The 21988-nt window shown below is 57.4% G+C and carries 18 protein-coding genes and 1 pseudogene; 8 read left to right on the plus strand and 11 right to left on the minus strand.

Features of this window, described 5'->3' with window-relative positions; genetic code table 11:
- Positions 1–9: 9 nt before the first annotated feature.
- From AC0V6K_RS02535 to AC0V6K_RS02545, 3 genes are all read right to left on the minus strand, one after another.
- The gene (locus AC0V6K_RS02535; RefSeq protein ID WP_472624476.1) at positions 10–1488 is read right to left on the minus strand and encodes a sodium:solute symporter family transporter; all 1479 of its coding nucleotides are present in this window, start codon (positions 1486–1488) and stop codon (positions 10–12) included.
- Positions 1489–1656: 168 nt separating this feature from the next.
- Entirely contained in the window at positions 1657–4536 is a 2880-nt protein-coding gene (locus AC0V6K_RS02540; protein ID WP_472624478.1) for a TonB-dependent receptor, read from the minus strand.
- 237 nt (positions 4537–4773) lie between these two features.
- Entirely contained in the window at positions 4774–5610 is an 837-nt protein-coding gene (locus AC0V6K_RS02545; RefSeq protein WP_472624480.1) for a helix-turn-helix domain-containing protein, read from the minus strand.
- 169 nt (positions 5611–5779) lie between these two features.
- Between AC0V6K_RS02545 and AC0V6K_RS02550 the strand changes: the two genes are divergently transcribed.
- Genes AC0V6K_RS02550 through galK form a run of 4 tightly spaced genes read left to right on the plus strand, consistent with a single transcriptional unit; the run spans position 5780 to position 11668 of the window.
- Positions 5780–8050, plus strand: coding sequence for an alpha-galactosidase (locus tag AC0V6K_RS02550; RefSeq protein WP_472624482.1), 2271 nt, complete (start codon positions 5780–5782; stop codon positions 8048–8050).
- Between the two features lie 9 nt (positions 8051–8059).
- Positions 8060–9553, plus strand: coding sequence for a glycerol-3-phosphate dehydrogenase (gene glpD, locus AC0V6K_RS02555; RefSeq protein WP_472624484.1), 1494 nt, complete (start codon positions 8060–8062; stop codon positions 9551–9553).
- Positions 9550–10635 (plus strand): galactose-1-phosphate uridylyltransferase, encoded by a 1086-nt coding sequence (locus AC0V6K_RS02560; RefSeq protein ID WP_472624486.1) that lies wholly within the window; start codon positions 9550–9552, stop codon positions 10633–10635. Before glpD ends, AC0V6K_RS02560 begins: the two co-directional genes overlap by 4 nt.
- Entirely contained in the window at positions 10628–11668 is a 1041-nt protein-coding gene (galK, locus tag AC0V6K_RS02565; RefSeq protein WP_472624488.1) for a galactokinase, read from the plus strand. Before AC0V6K_RS02560 ends, galK begins: the two co-directional genes overlap by 8 nt.
- On the opposite strand, the gene AC0V6K_RS02570 is transcribed toward galK, so the two are convergent.
- The 3 genes from AC0V6K_RS02570 to AC0V6K_RS02580 are packed head-to-tail and all read right to left on the minus strand — an operon-like array spanning position 11665 to position 13529.
- A complete protein-coding gene (locus AC0V6K_RS02570) occupies positions 11665–12381 on the minus strand; it encodes a site-2 protease family protein (RefSeq protein WP_472624490.1) in 717 nt (238 codons plus the stop codon). The two genes, galK and AC0V6K_RS02570, sit on opposite strands and share 4 nt — an antisense overlap.
- A gap of 28 nt (positions 12382–12409) precedes the next feature.
- Positions 12410–12961 (minus strand): GNAT family N-acetyltransferase, encoded by a 552-nt coding sequence (locus tag AC0V6K_RS02575; RefSeq protein ID WP_472624492.1) that lies wholly within the window; start codon positions 12959–12961, stop codon positions 12410–12412.
- Positions 12954–13529, minus strand: a complete 576-nt coding sequence (locus AC0V6K_RS02580) for a thymidine kinase (protein WP_472625998.1) — start codon at positions 13527–13529, stop codon at positions 12954–12956. The genes AC0V6K_RS02575 and AC0V6K_RS02580 overlap by 8 nt, the downstream gene beginning before the upstream one ends.
- 146 nt (positions 13530–13675) lie before the next feature.
- On the opposite strand from AC0V6K_RS02580, the gene AC0V6K_RS02585 reads away from it, so the two are divergent.
- The 4 genes from AC0V6K_RS02585 (at position 13676) to AC0V6K_RS02600 (ending at position 17620) form a co-directional block, all read left to right on the plus strand.
- Positions 13676–13852 (plus strand): AbgT family transporter, encoded by a 177-nt coding sequence (locus AC0V6K_RS02585; protein WP_486172541.1) that lies wholly within the window; start codon positions 13676–13678, stop codon positions 13850–13852.
- 52 nt (positions 13853–13904) lie between these two features.
- Positions 13905–15272 (plus strand): AbgT family transporter, encoded by a 1368-nt coding sequence (locus AC0V6K_RS02590; RefSeq protein WP_472624496.1) that lies wholly within the window; start codon positions 13905–13907, stop codon positions 15270–15272.
- A gap of 42 nt (positions 15273–15314) precedes the next feature.
- Positions 15315–15893 (plus strand): YceI family protein, encoded by a 579-nt coding sequence (locus AC0V6K_RS02595; protein ID WP_472624498.1) that lies wholly within the window; start codon positions 15315–15317, stop codon positions 15891–15893.
- Between the two features lie 116 nt (positions 15894–16009).
- Positions 16010–17620 (plus strand): DUF1963 domain-containing protein, encoded by a 1611-nt coding sequence (locus AC0V6K_RS02600; RefSeq protein ID WP_472624500.1) that lies wholly within the window; start codon positions 16010–16012, stop codon positions 17618–17620.
- Between the two features lies 1 nt (position 17621).
- Here the strand turns inward: AC0V6K_RS02600 and rbfA are convergent, their stop codons facing one another.
- The 5 genes and pseudogenes from rbfA to infB all read right to left on the minus strand — a co-directional run bounded on the left by rbfA (position 17622) and on the right by infB (position 21987).
- Positions 17622–18041 (minus strand): 30S ribosome-binding factor RbfA, encoded by a 420-nt coding sequence (gene rbfA, locus AC0V6K_RS02605; RefSeq protein WP_472624502.1) that lies wholly within the window; start codon positions 18039–18041, stop codon positions 17622–17624.
- Positions 18042–18060: 19 nt separating this feature from the next.
- On the minus strand, positions 18061–18606 hold the full coding sequence (locus AC0V6K_RS02610) for a DUF1697 domain-containing protein (protein WP_472624504.1): 546 nt from the start codon (positions 18604–18606) through the stop codon (positions 18061–18063).
- Positions 18606–19037, minus strand: a complete 432-nt coding sequence (locus AC0V6K_RS02615) for a PaaI family thioesterase (RefSeq protein WP_472624506.1) — start codon at positions 19035–19037, stop codon at positions 18606–18608. Before AC0V6K_RS02615 ends, AC0V6K_RS02610 begins: the two co-directional genes overlap by 1 nt.
- A complete protein-coding gene (locus tag AC0V6K_RS02620; protein ID WP_472624508.1) occupies positions 19034–19447 on the minus strand; it encodes a PaaI family thioesterase in 414 nt (137 codons plus the stop codon). The genes AC0V6K_RS02615 and AC0V6K_RS02620 overlap by 4 nt, the downstream gene beginning before the upstream one ends.
- Positions 19448–19459: 12 nt before the next feature.
- Positions 19460–21987, minus strand: a pseudogene (gene infB / locus AC0V6K_RS02625) (translation initiation factor IF-2).
- Position 21988: the final 1 nt, after the last annotated feature.

Raw genomic sequence — 21988 nt, forward strand, 5'->3', positions numbered from 1 at the left:
CGTCCGCCCTCAAGTAAAGGATTGCGCCACACTGGCCTCACCTTCCATGCCTTCAGACTCGGCTCCGCCAAGCGAGAAGACCGGTGTTTCGCCAAACACCAGCTTGTTCATCACCAAAGATGTCGCAATCGAGAGGATCAAGGTCACAAACATGCCGTGTATGTAATGTGCGGGTTCCCACACCATCGACCACATTCCGTAGAAAATCACACCCGTGACCACGCCGATCATCGCCGCGCCTGCCTTCACGTTTTTGAACAGCAAGCACACCGCAAATGCCGAAAGGATCGGCATAGAAAGCAGGCCATAGAGTTGCTGCACCGTGTTGATCAGGCTTTCCTGACTGGCGAAGAATGGCACCAGAGCCAGAGCAAGCAGGCTCATGATGATCGAGACAATTGCACCCAACCGGCCGACTCTCTTCGCCTTGCCGATATAAGCTTCATGCATGTCGCACACATACAATGCAGCGCTTGCGTTCAGGATCGAGTTGAAGGTGGTCAGAGCCGCTGCAAACAAAGCCGCCGCAAATGCGCCGGACAGCCACGGCGGCAGAACCGCACCGACGATAGCTCCGTAGGCGCCATCCTGAGGCACATCACCGAACAGCTTGAACGCAACAATACCGGGCACGACCACGATCATCGGAACAATTAGCAAGCGGATCGCAGCAGCTGCCATAACGCCTTTCTGGGCTTCCTTGATCGTGGGCGAGGCCATCGCGCGCTGGGTGATGGTCTGATTGGTTGACCAGTAGAATGTCTGGATAAAGATCATACCGGTCAACAGCGTGTGCCACGGAATGTCGCTGTCATTGTCTCCAATCAGCGTCAATCGTTCGGCAGGAATGCCGCTGAAATCCCAATCGATCTTATTGAGCGCCAACAACACCACCAAAATGGCAAGGCCAAGGATTAGAAAACCCGAGTAGGTGTCCGACACCGCAACGGCGCGAAGACCACCAAAAATCGCGTAGGCGGCACCTACTGTGGCCAAGACAACCGAGACCATCATGATATTCTGGAGACCGCCATCGAGCTCCAGCAAGGAGAGGAAAAAGCGCGACCCGCCATACAGGATCGCCGGGAGGAAAATGAAGAGATTGCCGGCTAGAAAAAGCAATGAAATCAGCGCACGAATGTTCTTGTCACCGTACTTCTTTTGCAGCAATTCCGTCGTTGTGGTGCAGTTGTTCCGATAATAAACGGGTAGGAACACGAAGGCGAGAATGAACAGGCCGACGACGGCGGCCAATTCCCACCAAGCGATCAACAGCATCTGATTGCCGTTCATACTGACTAATTGATCGGTCGACAGGTTTGTGAGCGTGATCGAGCCGGCCACAAAATACCACGCCAACCCGCCATTCGCGAGGAAGTAGTCCCGTCCCTCATCGCTGCCGCTGCGCTGCCCCCGGCAATGCAAATAGGTGGCAAAGGCAATCGCTGCGGTGATGGCCAGGAAGACCGCGACCTGAATGGCGTTCATTGAAATCCCTCTCCTGCCACGCTCGATCGGCGCGGCCTCAATCCCACTGTTCCAAGGTCAGAAGCGAACAGCAAGTCCGTTTAAAAGGAAATGGCGGACATCTCTCCCCAGAGATGCCCGCCTTCCCATATCAAACCAGGCACCGCTCAGTGGCCCGGCCCGATTGACTTAGAACTTGGCGCGAACGCCAACCGTGTACCGGGCACCTGTGCGCTCATAGGTGAGCAGACGGTTCGGGAAGCGCGAGAAGTCCCGCGTGTCCTCTCCCAGGACGTTCAGACCTTCGGCAAAGATCTGGAACTGGTCGTTAAACTCATAGCTGGTCGAAAAGTCGACCTGACCGAAGCTTTCACGCTGGCGAGGCTCGCTGAACTCGGCCTGGCCGAGCACGAGGAAGCCATCACGGTAGTTGTAAGAGACACGAGCCGCGAATGGTCCGTCCTCATAGAAGCCGGTGATATTCAACGTGTGCGGAGTAAAACCGTTAAAGCCAAGATCACCAGCAGGCGCGTTGTCACGCGTTGAGCTTACATAAGTGTAGTTGATGATGCCGCCGAAGCCGTTCTCGAACGTCTTCTGGAGAGCAACCTCAAGACCGGTGATTGAGCCCGACAGGCCGTTGCGTTGACGGGTGTCCTGGAAGGTAACCTGCACTGCTTCATCTACCAAACGACCACCATTGCCCGCCGGGAAAATGACCGTGTTGGTCACCGGCAGGGTTGACGTCTCGATGAAGTTGCCAAGCTCTTTATGGAACCCAGCGATGCTGAAGTAGCTGAGGGTGTCGAAGTACCACTCGAAAGAAATGTCGAAGTTGTCTGCTTCGAATGCCTCAAGCAGCGGGTTGCCACCACCACTCAACGGAGCGTTTGAACGGCCACCAAAAGTGTTAGCAACACCGAGCGCTGTCAGCGTCGGACGAGTCACTGTCTTGGCGTAGCTGAGACGCAGAACAGTGTCTGCGGACGGCTCAACCATGAAGTTAACCGATGGCAGGAAGTTTACGTAGTCATTCGGCACTGAGATCGTGGTCGCATTGCCGAATACCACTTCCAGCTGGGTATCGCCGGGTGTTTCGCGGAATTCGATGACCGGCTGATCGATGCCGCTGGAGACGACATCCGTCCATGCAACACGGAAACCAATATTGGCCGACCAAGGCGTGCCACCGCCAAACTCGCCGCCCCACTCAGTATTGAGATACAACGAGTAGATCTGCTCATCCACGGCAAAGCTGCCACCCGGGTTAAAGGACGGCGTGTAGATACCGAGCGTGGGGTCAAGATTCCCGCTGTTCAGATAGGCGAGAAGATCGGCAGTGTTGCCACCGGTGCGATTTGGATCGTTAATGTTTGCCGGGTTGTTGAGCTCGGCAAAGGCTTGCGCGAATGTGGAGTTCAAAATGGCAGGCGGAACCGTGTTAGCACCGTCAACACCGTTCAGGAATCCATCGAACGAGAAGGTGCTGAGGATCGAGGTGTCGAACGGTACGGTATAGCCGCAATAGGCACAGAAGATCTGCGCCGCAGTAAGCGAACCAAAACCTGGATCAGCGAAGTTATCGAACAGATCGCGTGACTTGGTGCGATCGGTGTAAATGCCACCGAAACTGACAGTTGCCAGCGGGCCTGCATCCACGTCCCATTCCGCATCCATTCGCGCTTCGAACACCTCGTCTTCAACCATGGTGCGGTTGACGTTGACGAAGTGGAGACGCTGGATCGTGGGATCGACGAAGTCAGCAGTGTTGATATTTGTGATCGTCGAGATGCCAGTTGTGCTGTTCGACTCAATCAAAGGCGATGTCGGAGCGAGCGCACCCAGCACTACAAACGGGTTTGTCCCGTCACGTGTAGCGCGCGACCATGAGACATCACCGACAAGCTGGAAGGTGTCCGTCACGTCGAGTTCGATGTTTCCGCCAATCGCGAAGGTCTCCGCCTCGCGATTGTTTGACGTAAGCACGTTGTCGTTCTGCGACAGACCTACCTGACTAGCGATCGCCGGGTTCCGGTTAGCGAAATCAATGCTGGGACGGCTGAATGACGTCACCGTTCCGTTGGCATCAATTTGCGGGTCGAGGAATGGCGGGCTGAAGAAGCCCGAAAACTGCGTGTCGAACGAGTCGATTTCGAACTTCGAATACAGGCCATCAATGGTGATCAACGCACCATCCGAAGGCTGAAACTGCAGGGCGCCATTCAACGTAAGGCGTTCGCGATCTTGAATGTCGCGACTGAAAATGACCTGCTGTTGAACGCGCGCGCCTGTGGGAAGCGCTCCAATATCCCCTGCTGTTAGACCCGAAGAGCTTTCTGGAGCAAAGATCGCTGCATCCCCTTCGCGCAGAGCGAAACCGTTGGTGATGTTGCGATCAATCTGTGCGTTACGCTTGTTGTAAGAAGCGCCGAAAAGTGCACCGACCTGACCATTCGACCATGAAATGACACCGCTGAGATCGGTACCGAAATCCTGGCTCAAATCTTCGTAAATGGCCGCACCAGAGATCGATACGTTCAATCCTTGGCGATCAATCGGCTTGGCGGTTGTCACATTGACCACAGCGCCGATGCCGCCCGACTGCAGGCTTGGCTGTGCTGATTTGTAGACTTCCGCAGTCTGAATGATGTCAGACGACAGAACGTCAAACGAGAATTCACGTCCATCATTGTCTGTGGCGAGCGTACGACCATTCAGCAGCACGGCATTGAACTCAGGGCCGAGGCCACGGACGGTGATAAACTGTCCTTCACCGCCCGAGCGGTCGATCGCGACACCAGTGATGCGCTGAAGCGATTCAGCGACGTTTGCATCCGGGAATTTGCCGACATCTTCTGCGGAAACGGCATCAACAACCGCCGGGCTGTTGCGCTTCAAGTTGATCGAATCCTGAAGGCTCTTGCGGAAACCGGTGACGACGATGGTGTTCTCTTCACCTTCGACCGTCTGTTGCTCGTCTGCAGCATCTTGAGCAACTGCAGGTGCCGAAATAGCGATTGCTGCGAACGCAGCCGTTTGGGCCAAAGCGGCCCGCATGGAAAACTTCATGGCTCTCTCCCGTTAGGCCCATCCGGCTGTGATCACGAGACGATCAGGATGGTGCCGAGCCCCCTTTTGTTGAGGCGTGGTAAGAAATGTGCCGTTACAATTGCACAATTCCATGGGCGGATTGGACACGCATGTATTTTTTGGGATGATCTGGGGAAATCTACGGCCGCTAAGGCCTCAACTGTCAGAAATTTGCAACGCTTGGAGTCATACCACCTCAAAGAACGCAGCTTTGACTTAACCCAAATTATCAAATCGGGCTGGGTCTCTCCCAATTCTGCTTCGGTACTCGGACGGAGACCATCCCACTGTTTTGCTGAATTGACGGCTGAAATGGTATTCATCACAGAACCCCAGTTCGTCGGAGATATCTCGCAACAGGACACCCGGTTCGCTCAGCATGTCGCAAGCCCGTTCCATAACTAAGCTCGTCCGGTACTTGCCCGGCGAACGCCCAGACAACTTTCGAAACCGCTTGCGAAATGCCTCGTAAGAGTGGTCCATCAAGCTTGCAGCCGCTTTTACATCCATGGTCTTGGCGATGGCCGACTTGGCTTGCTCTAACCACGCAATATCATCTCCCAGATCTTTATCGCCTGCCTGAACAATATCCGCGAGCAGCTCCTGGAGCCGCACCGTCTCTCGCATCAGATCGCTTTCGCCGGTCGCCTTTTGACCGCCAATGAGGCCAAGAATTCGATCTCTCCAGAAATCCATCGGCCTCAAGGAAATGACAGGTCGATCATGATCAAGGCAACCGGAGGAACGCCATAGATCAAAGACTGGCCCCTCAAAAACCAGATAGAACTCGTCCCAGCTCTCTCCACGAGGAGGGCCATACCAGTGCTCAACGCCCGGATGGACAAGAATAGCATCGCCGGCATTCACAGGCAGATCGGCACCACGTTCATCACGATATCGCCCGTAACCTCTTGTCACGTAGACGAGCGTAAAATGAGGGAGAGTGCGCCTGGCCGTCAGGACCCCAACACCCTTGTTCAGAAAACAGGCAATCTTAATGCCGCCAATTGGAGACAGGTGAAGATTTTGCTTATAGACTTTTTCTTCCCACATTCTGCCAACCTCTCAACGCAATCGAAGATTGATACCAAAATATTCATGCAGCACCAAAACGTCTCTTCACAACGCGCAAACTTTCGCGTGAAACCTACCAGAATCCGGGGGACCGGACGGGAGAGACCGCACAGAATCGGTGCGGTGCGAGAGCGGATGGATTTGTTGGATGGCTGAGAACGCCGAAACTGGGCGCGATTTCGCGACGGAGACTGCCAGCAATGGCCAATCGGGGGCTGATGACGCATCTGTCACTCAACATGGGCCTGTACCTGTTCGTGATCCCGCGGACCGCTCCAGCATTGAGCATTCCTATATCGAGCTAAGAGCTGGCGGCACGCTTCTCGCCATCGAGGCCACCCCATCTACCCGGCCCATCATTCTTTACGCTGGACCTGATCTGCCCGGCGCGTCCTCAAGAGAACTAGCCCTATTGGCAACGCGGCAACATGCTCCGGGCAGCGCCTCCGTGCCTTTGCGCGGTTCGATGCTGAACGAGATCGGAACAGGTATCTCGGGTCCATCAGGACTGATAGCCCATCGCGCGGGTCAGGACTGGGCCGTTGACTTGAGAATTGAGCGGGTCGAGCGTCTCAGTGACAATGCGATCTCCATCCACTGCCGTGATCGTAATCTGGCCATCGCCTGTGAGCACAGCTTAGCGATCGACCCGACCACGGGTGTCGTGCGATGCAGCACGCGCCTCGAAAACCTCGCGCAGGAAACTCTAGAGGTCGATTGGTGCGCTTCACTTTGCTTGCCTCTCGATCACCGGCTGGATCGCGTGCTCAGCTTTACCGGGCGCTGGTCTGGCGAATTTGAAGTTGAAAGCGTTGACAGTTTTCAAGGCAGTATCGTGCGCGAAAGCAAAGCTGGACGGACCAGTCACGATGTCTTCCCTGGCGGATTTGCGGTCACCGCTGATACGAACGAAACGAGCGGCTTGGTCATGGGCTTCCACCTGGCCTGGAGTGGCAATCATCGTTGGCGCATTGATCGGCACAATGATGGTCGTTCCCAGGTTCAGATGGGTGAGATGACCTTTCCCGGCGAAATTCGATTGGCAAACGGAGAGAGTTACCAGACCCCAGACCTGCTTGCGGTATGGTCGGAAAACGGTCTGAATGGGGCCTCGGACAAGTTCCACAATCATCTTGCCAACGATGTTCTTGATCGGCGCGCGTTCAAGAAACCTCGCCCCGTGCACTACAACACTTGGGAAGCGGTTTACTTCAACCACAATGAAGAGGCGCTGATCGAGCTCGCCGAAGCCGCTGCATCGGTTGGCGCTGAACGTTTCGTCCTTGACGACGGCTGGTTCGGCGGACGCAGGCACGATGGAGCCGGTCTGGGCGATTGGTGGGTGTCGAAAGACGTCTATCCCGATGGTCTGCATCCAATTGTCGATCGAGTAAAATCTCTGGGCATGGAATTTGGTCTTTGGTTCGAACCTGAGATGGTGAACCCAGACAGCGATTTGTATCGCGCGCATCCGGATTGGGTTTTGCAGGCCGAGGGAGTGGAGGCAGTTCCTTTTCGTGGCCAACTTACGCTCGACCTGACGAAATCCGAAGTCTTCGACTATTTGTTTAGCAAGATCACCGATCTCGTGACCGAGTATGGCATTGCGTACATCAAGTGGGACATGAACCGCGACACCAATCACCCGGGAAGCAGCGGGCGCGGCGCAATGCATCGCCAGACACTGGCCGTCTATCGATTGCTAGAAAAGCTTCGCAATGCACACCCCGACCTCGAGATCGAAAGCTGCTCTTCAGGTGGGGCGCGTGCCGACTTTGGGATCCTGCGTCACACCGACCGTATTTGGACCAGCGACAACAACGATGCCAGGCAGAGGCATCACATCATGCGCGGGGCTTCATACTTCTTCCCGCTGCGCGTGCTCGGCAATCATATCGGGCCAAAGACGTGTCATATAACCGGCCGGAAATTCTCGATGCCATTCCGCGTCGCAAGCGCCGTGTTTGGCCACATGGGGATGGAACTCGATCTTCGGACTGAAAAAAGCGCCGATCTCGAAGTGCTGCGACAGGGCATAGCTCTTCACAAGGAGCATCGTGATCTAATTCACTCAGGCCGATTCCTCCGTCTTGCGTCATCAAAGGATACGAGCCTGATTGGCTGTGTTGCTGATGACAAAAACGAAGCGTTGTTCTCATTTGCGAAACTGGACAGTGAGCTGGCGACGCAGCCTGCGCGTATCATTCTCGGTGGGCTTGATCCCCAAAAGAGATACCGCCTGCGCATGGTCTGGCCCCTCCACAATCCGTCCATCAGCACGCCTTCAATCGTGGATGAAGCACGCCTTATGGGTGATGGCGCAGTGTTTTCGGGTGCCGCATTGTTGGGACATGGGATACAGCCCCCTCTAACGTTCCCAGACACCTGTCTTTTCTATCACTGCAAAGCGGAGCAATAACGCCTCATCATGAGCGAGAAATTCGATCTGCTGATTATCGGCGGCGGCATTAATGGCGCCGGCATTGCGCGCGATGCTGCGGGACGCGGGCTGTCAGTGTGTCTGGTCGAGAAGGATGATCTGGCGCAAGCGACCTCGAGCGCCTCGACCAAACTGGTGCATGGCGGTCTGCGCTATCTCGAACATCTCGAGTTCCGCTTGGTGCGCGAAAGCCTGATTGAACGCGAACGGCTGCTCAACATCGCGCCGCACATCATCTGGCCGCTGCGCTTTGTTCTTCCGCACGACAAGGGACTACGCCCGAAATGGATGCTGCGTTTGGGGTTGTTCCTCTATGACAATCTGGGCGGCCGCAAGCTGTTGCCTGGGACCGAAACCGTTGATCTGCGCGCTGCGCCGCACGGCGATATTCTGGAAGACCGGCTGGTTAAGGGCTTCGAATATTCGGATTGCTGGGTCGAAGATTCCCGCCTCGTTGTCCTCAATTGCCTGGATGCGAAAGAGCGCGGAGCGGACATCCGTGTACGGACAGAGTGCATTGGCCTGGAGCGAGGTCAAAAGGTTTGGACAGCGACTTTACGCAGCGATGGCAATGAAACGAAAGTCACCGCCAAGCAGGTGGTCAACGCTGCCGGTCCATGGGTCGATAAAGTGCTGGGCCGCGCCATTCAGGGCGAGGCGCACGAAAACCTCAGGCTCGTCAAAGGCAGCCACCTGATCTTCCCGAAACTGTTCGAAGGCGATCACTGCTATATCTTCCAGAACAAGGATGATCGTATCATCTTTGCAATACCTTATGAGCGTGACTTCACACTGGTTGGGACCACCGATCAGAGCTTTGAAGGCGACCCGACAGGTATTGATATCTCGGAAGAGGAAGCGCGCTATATCTGCGATGCCGCAAACGAATATCTGAAAACGGACATCGCGCCCGAACAAGCCGTATCGAGCTACGCCGGCGTGCGGCCGCTCTATGATGACAGCTCGGCCTCCAATTCCACTGTGACCCGAGACTATGTGTTCGAGCTGGATCGTGGCGCAAACGAGGGTGAGCCAGCACTGCTTTCAATCTTCGGCGGGAAGATAACAACCTATCGCAAGCTCGCCGAGCATGCGATTGAGAAACTTGGCATTTCAGGAAAAAGCTGGACGGCTGATGCCCCGCTTCCCGGCGGTGATATTGACCCCGCCCATTTTGACCGCTTTGTGGTGGACATGGCGGCGATGTTCCCTTGGCTCAACGGCGAGACGGTGCTGCGCATGGCCCGCGCCTATGGCACGCGGATGCTGGATATGATGGGGGACGCGCAGGGGCTCAATGATCTAGGCGAGAACATGGGTGGCGGCATCTATGCGCGCGAACTTGAGTATCTCGTCGATAACGAATTCGCGACAACCGCCGATGATGTGCTGTGGCGACGCAGCAAGCTGAAGCTGCATCTTGATTCTGAGGCACAGGCCAAAATCGAAGGCTGGTTCGCGAGCCTCAAGGTCGCGGCGTGAGCGATCCACTTGTCCTACCCCGTTCGCTTGGCGGACAGGTCTATCGCCGCGATCATCGCAAGGCCGACGGGCGGATGTTGCACCTTTATGGTCGGAGCGCCCATGCACTACCGGTCGTCAAGGAAACGGCTGACGACATCGCGCAAGGCGGAGAGCTGCGTTACCATCCCTTGCGCGACGAATGGAATGTCTACGCCGCGCATCGTCAAAACCGGACTTTCAAGCCCAGTGCCGCCGAAGATCCGCTTGCGCCCACTCGTCCTGATGGTCCCGAGACAGAGATGCCGTTCGAAGACTTCGAGTTAGCGGTGTTCGAGAACAAGTTTGCCGCGTTCCACCCCAGTGCCAGCAACGCAGTCGACTTGAATGGCATCATCAGCGAACCAGCCAAAGGCGCCTGCGATGTGGTTGTTTATGCGCCCGATGCGCAGGGCAGCTTGGACACAATCGGACAGGATCGCCGTCTGGTCTATTTGTCCGCTCTGATCGACCGGTACGAAACACTGTTCGCGCAGGGCTGCGAATATGTCTTGCCGTTTGAAAATCGCGGTGACGAGGTGGGTGTCACCCTGCATCATCCGCACGGCCAGATTTATGGATTCGCGCGCACTCCACTTGTTCAGCAGCGCGCTATTGGTGCTTTTGCGGAAGGCTATGATCTCGGCGCGGAAATCTCTGCCGCCCTCCCCGATTATGGCCTCGGCGAACATGGCACTGTTGCAGCTTTCGTCCCGCGCTTTGCCCGCTTCCCGTACGAAGTCTGGATCGCCCCGCGTATCCGCCGCGAAGGACCATGGGACTGCACTGATGAAGAGCTTGAAGGCCTTGCCTATTGGCTGGGAGAAGTGACGCGCCGTTATGACGCCCTTTTCCAGCAACCAGCGGCGACGATGATGGCATTCCATGCCGCCCCGAGTGGCGGCGCGGAAAACTACCACTTTACTGTCCAGTTCTACCCGCTGCTTCGCGCGCCGGGGCGGGTCAAGTATCTTGCCTCGGTCGAGCAACACACCGGAGTCTTCACCGTCGATGTGATGCCTGAAAGCGCTGTGACCGCTCTGCGCGGGGTCGCCGATGTCTAGTCAGTTCACTGCCCGCGCACCGGGCCGCGTCAACCTGATTGGCGAACACACCGACTACAACGGCGGTATGGTTTTGCCGGCGGCACTATCGGTCGGGCTGGAGGTTACCCTCTCCCCGCGCGGTGACACGACCGTGGCCGTCACGTCGAACAACTACGATGCACCTGCGATCCGCGATCTGACCGATGATGCCGTGGGCGAATGGGCAGACACCTGTGTAGGCGCCATACGGGAGGCGAATGCGCTGGGATTGCTGGATGGAGGGGCTTCACTGGATGTCACCTCCACCATTCCCGAAGGCTCGGGCCTCTCGTCTTCAGCTGCTTTGATCGTTGCTATCTTGAAGGCGGCACGAGAGGCCGGCGGTGGCACGCAGAGCGACGTCGAGCTTGCTGTGGCTGCTAGGCGCGTCGAGAACAATTACATGGGAGTGCCGTGCGGGATCATGGACCAGATGGCTGTTGCGCTCGCGACGCCAGGCACGGCCATGGCCCTCGATACCAAGGCGCTGGAATACAATCTGGTCGCCCTACCTGCGGGATACGAAATGGCGGTGGTGCATTCGGGGCTGACCCGAAAGCTAACCGACGGGCGCTATGCCGCGCGCAAAGAAGAGTGCGACGCGGCCAAACGTTTTTTCGGCACCGAAGATCTGTGCCTGCTCGATCAAGCACATGTTGAGGCGGCGGACCTCGAAGTCATGCCAAAGCGCCGCACGTTGCATTGCCTGACCGAGCATGCCCGCGTGAAGTACACGCTCGCCGCGATGCAGGCAGGCGATATGCAATCGGTCGGCGCGCTGATGAATGAAAGCCACGCCTCGATGCGCGATTGGTTCGAAATGTCTCTGCCGGAAATTGACGCTTTGGTTGAAAGCGCCGTGGAGCTTGGTGCGATGGGTGCGCGGCTTACTGGCGGCGGATTTGGCGGGTGCATCGTCGCCTGCATCGAGGCTGGCACACGCGAGACATGGCTGGGCGACTTGCTCGCCAAGCACCCGCAAGCACGCTTTATCGATGCTGTGAGCGCCTAGAGGCCGCTAAAAAAGCCAGCCAACGCCATGAAGTAATCCAGCACATAGGCGACCGGCGGCATCACCACCGCAGCGATCCAGCCTGTGCCGAACACCCAGCTGACGGCGATCAAGCCCAGCAGCAAGGCCATGCCGACCCGTTGAAGCTTGAACCAATGCACGCGCAATTTGGCCGGAAGCAGCCCACCGACAATGTGCGACCCATCGAAGGGCGGAATTGGCAGCAGGTTAAACATGCCCAAGAACAAGTTGAGCAAGATGAAATAGAATATGGCTGTCGACAGCACAGCCATCTCACCGTCTCCGTTCTCAAGGATCGACGCACCAAACGAATTGGCTCCGAACACGAGTGGTTCTGCTTGTGTGAGGCCGAACAGGATTGCACCGAACGCAGCCAGCACGAAATTGATGCCCGGCCCTGCCGCCGCCACCGCCATCATGCCATAGCGCGGATTGCGCAGCCGCCCGGCAACCACCGGCACCGGCTTGGCCCAGCCAAACACCGGGCCGCCGAATAACGCCAGAGCCCCAGGCACCAGCAGAGTGCCTACCGGATCGACATGTGGGATAGGATTGAGCGTGAGCCGCCCCTTCTCGCTCGCGGTGTTATCTCCCAGCGCCTTCGCTGCATAGCCATGCGCCACCTCGTGAAAGACAATGGCGATCACGAGGCAGGGGATCAGGATCAGGGCGAACTGAACGGTATCGGACATGGGGCCTAGATAGGGTGCCGGTCCGGCTTCAACCAGTCCACTCTTCGCGAAGCATGCCGAAAACCGCAGTGTCCCTGCGATATCCCGTCCACGTTACGCGGTTCTGCCGCAGAATACCCTCCTGCACCGCGCCCAGTTTCAGCACTGCCGCCATGGAACGCTTGTTACGCGTATCGACGCGCCATTCGATCTTGTGAAAGCCGCATGCAAAGGCATGTTCGATCATCAGCTTCTTCTTGGTCCGGTTGAAGTCGGAGCCTCTAACGCCCGGCGCCAAATATGTGCCGCCAATTTCCACCACGCCCCATTGATCAGGGTTGATGAAGTTGGTGCATCCCACGACTTTGTCTTCGCGCGCATCAATGACTGCAAACCGAACCCAGTTGTCTGTCTGATGAAACAGTTTGATCGCGGCATCGAAATCCTCGCCCAGCATGTTCACTGGGTAGATTTCCCATATCTCGGTGTCTTCAGCACAGGCCAGCCGCAGCGGTTCGATGTGACGTTCCGCCAGCTGCTCCAGACGGACATCGCCCGCCTGCAGAACTGTATTCAGAGCCTCGCGATCGGGCTTACCCATTCAAGGCAGCACTGAAATGCTTTCGGCAGAGCGCCAGATAACGGTCATTGCCGCCGATTTCGGTTTGCTCGCCTTGCTTTACCGGATTGCCATCAGCATCAACCCTCAGGTTCATGCTGGACTTACGTCCGCAATGGCACACCGCTTTGAGCTCGACGAGGGCATCAGCAATGCCAAGAAGCGCTGCAGAGCCGGGGAACAGTTCCCCCTGAAAATCGGTGCGGAGGCCATAGCACAGAACCGGAATGCCCAACTCGTCCGCGACCCGGGCAAGCTCCCAGACTTGAGCCTTGGTCAGAAACTGCGCCTCATCCACCATTACGCAGTCCAACGGCTCAGCCTGCTGCTCGGCAGAGATGGCCGACCATAGGTCAGAATCCGGTTCATAATGGTGGGCATTGTTCTCCAGACCGATGCGGCTGCGGACCATGCCTTCCGACCTCGTGTCCAGCTTCGCCGTCCAAAGCATCGTGCGCATTCCGCGCTCGCGGTAATTGAAATCAGCCTGCAACAGCGTGGTCGACTTACCCGCATTCATGCTGGCGTAGTAAAAATACAGCTTGGCCACGAAACCTCGTCCCCAGATCATCAACAGGCCCGCCATTCAGAGGGCAGACAGGCGCGGGGCGCAATGCTAGCCCTCGCAATATACACATCAATCGAATTGGGGATTGTTCGATGGCAACGGCGCCAGCTTCAGAAAACAAAAGCGGAATGGGTGGCATTCTCGGGTGGATCGAGCGGAGCGGCAATAAGCTGCCCGACCCGGTTTTCCTGTTTTTCTATCTGATCATTGCACTGGTCATTGTATCGATCATCGCAGAACTGGCAGGCGTCTCTGCGGTGCATCCAACGGCGATAGACGAGATCCACTGGAGCGCTTCGCGTTGAAACAGCGGTTAGCCTTCTCTCGCCCGAGAATATCCAGCGTCTTTGGGTCGAAATGCCCAAGACCTTCACTCACTTCCACCCGCTGGGGTATGTGCTGGTCGTGATGCTGGGTGCTGGCGTTGCCGAACGCTCCGGTTTCTTCGGGGCGGGCATGTCCAAAGCCGTCAAGAGCGCGCCGACCGCTCTGCTCACCCCGGTTGTCGCCTTGGTCGCGATGCTGGGCAACCACGCTGCGGATGCAGGATACGTGGTCCTGATCCCGCTTGCTGGCATCCTTTTTGCCGCTGCGGGGAGACACCCGCTTGCCGGAATTGCCGCAGCATTTGCCGGCGTATCCGGAGGCTTCTCGGCCAATATCTCTCCGGGCCAGCTAGATGCATTGCTGTTCGGGATCACCGAAGAAGCAGTGAATGCCAGCGCGCTCGATCCGTCTTGGACGACCAACATTGCGGGCAACTGGTATTTCATCGCTGCGATGACATTCCTCTACCTGCCCATCATCTGGTTCGTGACCGATCGCGTGATCGAGCCGCGCCTTGGCGCCTGGACCGGTGGCACGCAGGCAATTGAGAGCGAGAGCGCTCAGCAGGCCACTGCGGACGAGCCCGATGATGCATTGGTCAGCAAGGGCCTTCGTCATGCTGGCCTTGCGGCGCTGTTCGTCGTTGGACTGTGGGTGCTGATGGTTTTCGCGCCCGGCACGCCCTTGATCGACGAAGCTGTTTGCGAGGCCAATCCGGGTGCAGAATGCTCAATTCACGCACAGCTTGCCCCGCTATATCGCAGCCTTGTCGCCGCGTTCTTCCTGCTATTCTTGCTAACGGGTTGGGCATACGGCCGGGCTGTGGGTGCGATCAAGAACCACCGTGATCTGGTTGCGATGATGTCGGAATCTATGAAGGACATGGGATATTACCTCGTCCTCGCATTCGCCGCTGCGCATTTCGTGGCGATGTTTGGCTGGTCAAACCTTGGCCTTATCTCGGCGGTGCACGGCGCTGATGCGATCAAATCCACCGGCTTGCCCCTCCCGCTCGTCCTTGGACTGATGGTGGTCTTCGCTGGCCTGCTCAACCTGTTCGTCGGGTCAGCCAGCGCGAAGTGGGCGTTGCTTGCACCCATTCTTGTGCCGATGCTCATGTTGCTTGGGATCAGCCCGGAAGGTGCAACCGCAGCTTACCGCGTGGGTGACAGCGCCACGAATATCATCACGCCGTTGATGGTGTATTTCCCGCTCATACTTGTCTTCGCACAGCGCTGGCAAAAGGACTTCGGGATTGGCAGCCTCACGGCGATGATGGTGCCATATTCCATCTGGCTGCTGATATCGGGCATCGTGCTCATTGTGGTATGGGTCTATCTCGGGATCCCGCTGGGTCCGGATGCAGCGGTGAGTTACTCGGTGCCCGGATCGACATAGTAGGCGGGCTTAGGGACGGATCGGCAAACGGGAGGGAGAGTTATGGGCATCAAGGCCAAGCGACTTTCCCTTTTGCCACTTATTGCCGTTCTTGCGCTCGCCAACAGTTCGGCACCGCTCAACTACAGGCTTGATGCGGGCGCATCGAATGTCACAGCCAAAGTGTCATTCTTCGGGCTTGGCAGCAGAACTGCGCAGTTTCCCAAGATGTCGGGCTCAGTGACAATTGTGCGGGATCAGCCGCAGCGTGCGCGGATTGATGTCACGTTTGATGCGAGAGCGCTAACCGCATCAGACGCTTCGACGGCGAAACGGCTTAAGGGAGACAAGTTCTTTCACACGGCCAAGTACCCGAATGTGCGGTTCGTTGGGCGGTCTCTGAGCATGACCAGCGCGACAAAAGGAACCGTCTCGGGCCAATTGACCGCACGCGGTGTAACCCGAAGCGAGACGTTGAGCGTCACTTTCGATCAGAACCCGTTCAAAGTGGCGCGTGGTCGGCCGATTAACTTCACCGGCACCACACGCATCGACCGCAGGAACTATGGGATGAAAAGCTTCCAGCTGATTGTCGGCAACAAGGTCAACATCACGCTGCGCGCCCGAATGCTCCCTCGCTAAACAGGCGTGTTTGGAAGACCTTAGTCCCGATTTAACCTTAACAGACTAATGCAGCGCCTTCCCCATTTGGAGGTCGTTTAATGGAAGCTGCGCTGGGTAAATTGAAACTAACGAGCATGATCGCAATATTCTGCGTGGCGCTCGCAGTGCTGGTTTGGTTTTCTCCAATCACTCTCGACACCGAGACACGGCGGATCGCTGTTGCGACAACCATCGTAAACTCGGCCGTTATGCCTGTAGTGAATGCAGTTGGGAAATGGTCCGCGATTGCCATCCTCTCGCTGCTCGCAGCCCTTGCTTTGGCCTACGCGCCGCCCGCAAAGGATGAAGGGACGCCGTCAGAAACCAAACCGCCAAAGTCTAAGAAACGGCGCTTCCGCCGCAAGGTAGAGGAAGAGCCGGCCGAGAATAACACCCCGCCGCCAGCACGCAAACGCAGTTTTGCCAATCTGACTTCTCATACTGAACAGGATCTGGACCGAGAGGATACTGAAGCTGTTGAGGCCGCGGCCCGCGAATCTGAGTTTCAGGACATTGATGGTCAGGCTGAGGCTTTGGCTGCCGAATGGATACGCCGGGGAACGCCGCACGGTCAGCGCATCGACCCTGTCACCATTGTGCGCAAAAGGCGCGAGAAGGATCGCGACTGGTCCAATGATAGATCACACCTTGGCGGCTTACCCAGGCTGGGCGAAGCCGAATGGCCACGGGACAAAGACGGTGTGCCGCTACCCTTTGTCGCGCAACTTGATCTGGCTGAGATTGCGGAGGCGCATCCCGACACGCCACTGCCCAATACTGGCTCGCTGGCTTTCTTCATCGGAGACGGCGCGGTGATCCATGTGCCCAAAGGCAATCTTCCGCAAACGGCAGCGCCAACCGATCTGCCGCATGCCTTTACAGAAACCAACTACCCGCTGCCGGAAAGTCCTTCACTTGCAACGCAGCAGCTCTTTCCGTTCTGGCCAGTGGACGCGTTCCGCCTGCGTTTGCCCGAAGACTTGCCCGAAGTAAGCGACGAATATGAGGACCTCGAAGCGATCGAAAACGCTCAGGATCGCGCCCTTGATGCTTTGGTCGAGCCTCGAAAATACTCCCTCTCGACCAACGAAGCGGCGAAGCAGGGGATCGAAGGTGCAGACTCAATGTGGTGGTACGGTGCTGATCTCGTCCTGCGCCAATTGCGGACCGCTCTAGAGGCGGGGAATCGCGAAAAGCTTCCAAGGCTCGAAAAGGAGAGGAAAGGCCTCGCCGAAGTGATCCACCACTTCGAGAATTTTGTCCGAGGCCGCAAACCTTGGGAAGTGATGAGCAAAGAGGAAATCCAAATCCTCGAAGAAGTCATGCGCAAGGTCCGTTCGGATTTTGAGGACCTGTGCCGATATCATGTTTCATACCGCATAGAGGACATACGCAGCGCATGTCTGCGGCGTATGATTACCGGAGACCAAGCCACCGCTGAAGCTATTCCTGATGCTGTTTTGGAGTACATCAACGAAAAGCTTCGCCGCCCATTGCAATACCCCCATCTCATGTTTGGCGTGGGTGGCTGTATTCAATACAACCGAGACGACCATATGTGCGACCACCTGCTTTTGCAGCTATCCTATGATGATGTGGCCGAATTGGGGTTTCCTGATATGGGGCTGTTCCAGTTCTGGATTTCACCCGAAGCCATGGCGGAAGGGGATTTCTCGAAAACGCAGCTGACCTTCGAGTGCTCCTGACTTAGGCTTCGTCGCCTTCTGCAAGGTCATCGCCCAAATCTCTGACGACTTTCGGATCGCGCAGAAGCTCTTCGATGCGATCTGCCTCGGCAAAGCTCTCGTCTTTGCGAAACTTAAGCTTGGGCGCGAACTTCAGTCCGAGGCGCTTGGCCACTTCGCGCTGAAGAAATGCGGTGTTCTGGCGCAGCGCGACCACGACATCATCTTCGCCAGCATCCAGCAGCGGCTTCACGTAGGCGGTGGCGTTGCGCAGGTCAGGAGACATGCGCACCTCGGTCACCGCGATGTTGGAGGCGCTGACAGTCTCATCATGCACTTCCTGACGCGCCAGCAATTCGGACAGGATATGCCGCACCCGCTCGCCCACCTTCAGGACGCGCACGGATTGCTGTTCAGCAGTGAAGTCTTGTCGTTTAGCCATGCCGGGCGCCTTAGCGCAGTCAGCCCATCTTCGACAGGATGTTCTTGAGCGAGTTCATATTCCGCGCCGTACCCTTCACGCCGAGACGCCTTTCCAGAAACTTGCTCGACAGGTCAGACACGCCAACGCCGTGAACATAATCGAGGAACAGGACCCGCTCACCCAGCGCAAGCCTCTCGCTGCCCTTGTCCTTGTGCTCATCGAGAAGCGCATCAAATGCCGAGCGTTCGGGCTGCGCGCTTAGGAAGATTGAGTGCACCATCTTGTCCGATCCATGTCCTGGGCCAGTGCCATGGAACGGGTTGGCATCCACCGCCGCTTGAACCTCGTCCTGTGTCCGCACCATCACGCAGCTGTTGAAGCCGAAACGGTCGGCGAGGATTTGTTCGGCATGTTTTTCGATGAGAACCGGTTCACGCGTGTCGGTGATGATGAGATTGCCGCTTGCAGCGACCGTCTCAAGATCTTGAAATCCTTCATCGGCAAATGCGGCTTTCAGATCGACCATCTTGACCCGATTGCCGCCGATATTGATGCTGCCAAGCAGGGCGAGGTAGCGCGGCATCAGGTCATCCCCTCTCCCGCACCGGTCGGGCGCGGCGTGGGAATGTTGGTCGAAGTAGCACGGGCGAGCACTTCACCATCTTCGCCGAGCAATTCGCCTTCAAGATAGATTACACGGCGTCCTGCCTTCACCACACGGCCTTTGCCAATGATGGGTCCTTCGCGAACGGGCTTTAGCAGCGACATGGAGAATTCTAGGGTCAATGGGGCAAGCACGCCTTCGGTGCTGCGCACATGCGCGTATCCCATCACATCATCGAGATAGCCTGCAACCAGCCCGCCCTGCACGCTGCCGCGCGCGGTGATCATCTCACGCTTGGCGGTAAACCGCATCGTCGCCGTCTGGGTTTCTTCATCCCAAGACTCGAACTCGGACCCGAGCAGAGCGGTGTGCGGAGAGATGTCGGTGGGGAAGAACTGGCTGTCGTTCACTCCATACCTCCCGGAACGTCAGTCGGCAGAGCGGTTGAGCGGGCACGTGCGAGAATACGACCTTCTTTGTCGTAGAGCTCACCCTCAAGAAACGCGACGCGGTTGCCCGCGCGCACAACGCGGCCCTTCGCTATGATCGGCTCAAGCGGGACCATGCGAAGGAACGACAGATTCATGTCGAGATTGAGCGGCAGGCGCTGGCCATCGGTGGACGCGAGCAGCGCACCACCCATGACTTCATCGAGAAAGCCCGCAATAAGCCCACCCTGCACCGCACCGCGCGGAGACGCGAATTCGGGCGGCGGGGTATACCGGGTGGTCAGCTCACCCTTCTCCTCGTCAAAGGAGACGAACTCGCTGCCCATCAAAACGGCCGAGGGCGAACGCTGGCCTTCCCAGATCTTCGCCACCGGTCAGGCTCCTTAATTCACCTCGATGACGCGCTCGCGTTCTTCGACTTCGAAGACTTCCAGCTGGTCGCCCGGTTGGATGTCGTTCGTGTCTTCCAGAACCACACCGCATTCGAGGCCAGAGCGGACTTCGTCGACATCGTCCTTGAAACGGCGAAGCGAAGCGATGGTCGTCGCCGAGACGATGACATCTTCGCGTGTGAGACGTGCGAACAGTCCTTTGCGAATGACGCCGTCTTCGACCAGCAGACCAGCTGCCTTGTCCTTCTTGCCGGACTTGAAGACCTCTTTGACGTGCGCACGGCCAACCACGGTCTCGATCCGCTCTGGACCAAGCTCACCAGCCATTTCTTTCGCGACTTCTTCGGTGAGGTGGTAGATGACGTCGTAATACATCATGCGCACGTTATCGCGCTTCACCAGCTCGCGAGCCTTCGCATTCGGGCGCACGTTGAAGCCGATGATCGGCGCATTCGAAGCACCCGCAAGTGTCACATCACTCTCGGTGATCGCACCCACACCAGCGTGAAGCACACGCACCTTGATCTCGTCGTTCGAGAGGTTGTGCAGCGCATTAACGATGGCTTCGACCGAGCCCTGAACGTCGGCTTTGACCAGAACCGGCCATTCGATGACGTTCGAAGCAAGGTTGTTGAACATCGTATCGAAGCTGGTTGGAGCCAGAGCGGTGCGCTTCTCGGTTGCTTTTTCCTTCCGGTAATCAGCCACTTCGCGTGCACGCTGTTCGTTCTCGACCACGGTCAACTGGTCGCCAGCTGACGGAACACCGCCAAGGCCCAGGACCTCAACCGGCATGGATGGGCCGGCTTCCTTGATTTGCTTACCCGTGTCGTTGACGATGGCGCGGACACGGCCACTTTCGGTGCCAACCACGAAGGTATCGCCACGCTTGAGCGTCCCGCGCGTAATCAGCACCGTTGCGACCGGACCACGGCCCTTGTCGAGCTGTGCTTCGATCACAGTCGCATCAGCGTCACGATCAGGGCGCGCTTTCAGTTCAAGCAATTCAGCCTGAAGCGCGATCTTCTCGAGCAGTTCATCCAGACCGGTCTTTTCCTTGGCTGAAATCTCGACATCCTGCACATCACCCGACATCGATTCCACGATCACTTCGTGTTCGAGCAAACGGCTGCGGATGTTGTTCGGATCAGCCTCGGGCTTATCCATCTTGTTGATCGCCACGATCATCGGGACGCCAGCAGCCTTGGTGTGATTGATGGCTTCGATCGTCTGCGGCATGATGCCGTCATCCGCCGCCACAACGAGCACGACGATATCGGTCACGTTCGCACCACGCTGACGCATTTCGGTGAATGCGGCGTGGCCCGGCGTATCAAGGAAGGTGATCTTCGCTTTATCCTTGGTTGTGATCTGATAGCTGCCAATATGCTGGGTGATGCCACCTGCTTCACCACGCGTCACATCGGTGCCGCGCAATGCGTCGAGCAGCGAGGTTTTGCCGTGATCGACGTGGCCCATGATGGTCACAACCGGCGGACGCGGTTTCAGAGTCTCTTTCGGATCGACATCCTCTTCGGTCGACAGATCAACGTCGGCCTCGGAAACCTTCTCGATATTGTGGCCGAACTGTTCGACCAGAAGCTCTGCGGTATCCTGATCGATGGTCTGGTTGACCGTGACCATCATGTCGAGGTTGAAGAGCTCTTTGACGAGGTCTGCGCCCTTTTCACCCATCCGTTTGGCGAGTTCGCCCACGGTGATGGCTTCGGGCACGACAACGTCGCGGATCTGCTTCTCACGCGGCTTGGATGAACCACCGCCCTGCAGACGGCGCTCTTTCTCGCGCGCACGCTTCAGCGCCGCGAGACTTCGGGCACGGCGGCCTTCGTCTTCGTTCAGCGCTTTCGTAACCGTGAGCTTGCCAGAACGGCGCTTGTCCTTGCCGCCACCGCCAGTGTCTTTAGCGGTACGCTTGTCTTCTTTTTCTTCTTTTCCGGACGCTTGGGCTCCGGACGTGCGACAGGCGTAAACTTGCGGCCAGCCGGTGTCGGGCTACCGCTCTTGGCTTCGGCTTCCTCAGCAGCAGACGCTTCCACCTCGGCTTTGGCAGCGGCCTCGGCCTCTTCCTTGGCGCGCTTGGCAGCTTCTTCTTCAGCCTTTTTGTTGTCTTCCTGACGCTTCTTCTCGTCCTCGACAGCCTGTTTGGCTTGCACCTCGTCACGCTTGCGCGCTTCTTCGGCGAGACGCAGGCGCTCTTCCTCGGCCTCGCGCTGAAGACGCGCGACGCGTTCTTGCGGCGTTTCTTTTGGCGCAGCCGGCTTTTTCGGCGCGGCAGGCGTTTCGCTCGCCGGAGGGGGCGGAGGTGGTGGCGGAGGCGCCGCAGCCGCAGGTTCGGGAGCCGGAGTTTCGCCCGGTTTCACGAGCTTACGGCGGCGCTTCACCTGAACCTCAACCTTGTTGGTGCGGCCGTGGCTAAAGGTCTGCTTGACCTCGCCAGCATCCACCGCCCTTTTCAGGCCAAGAGGTTTGCGTGCAGGTTTTTTCTCTTCGTCGCTCATG

Source organism: Erythrobacter sp. S43, from assembly GCF_057364955.1.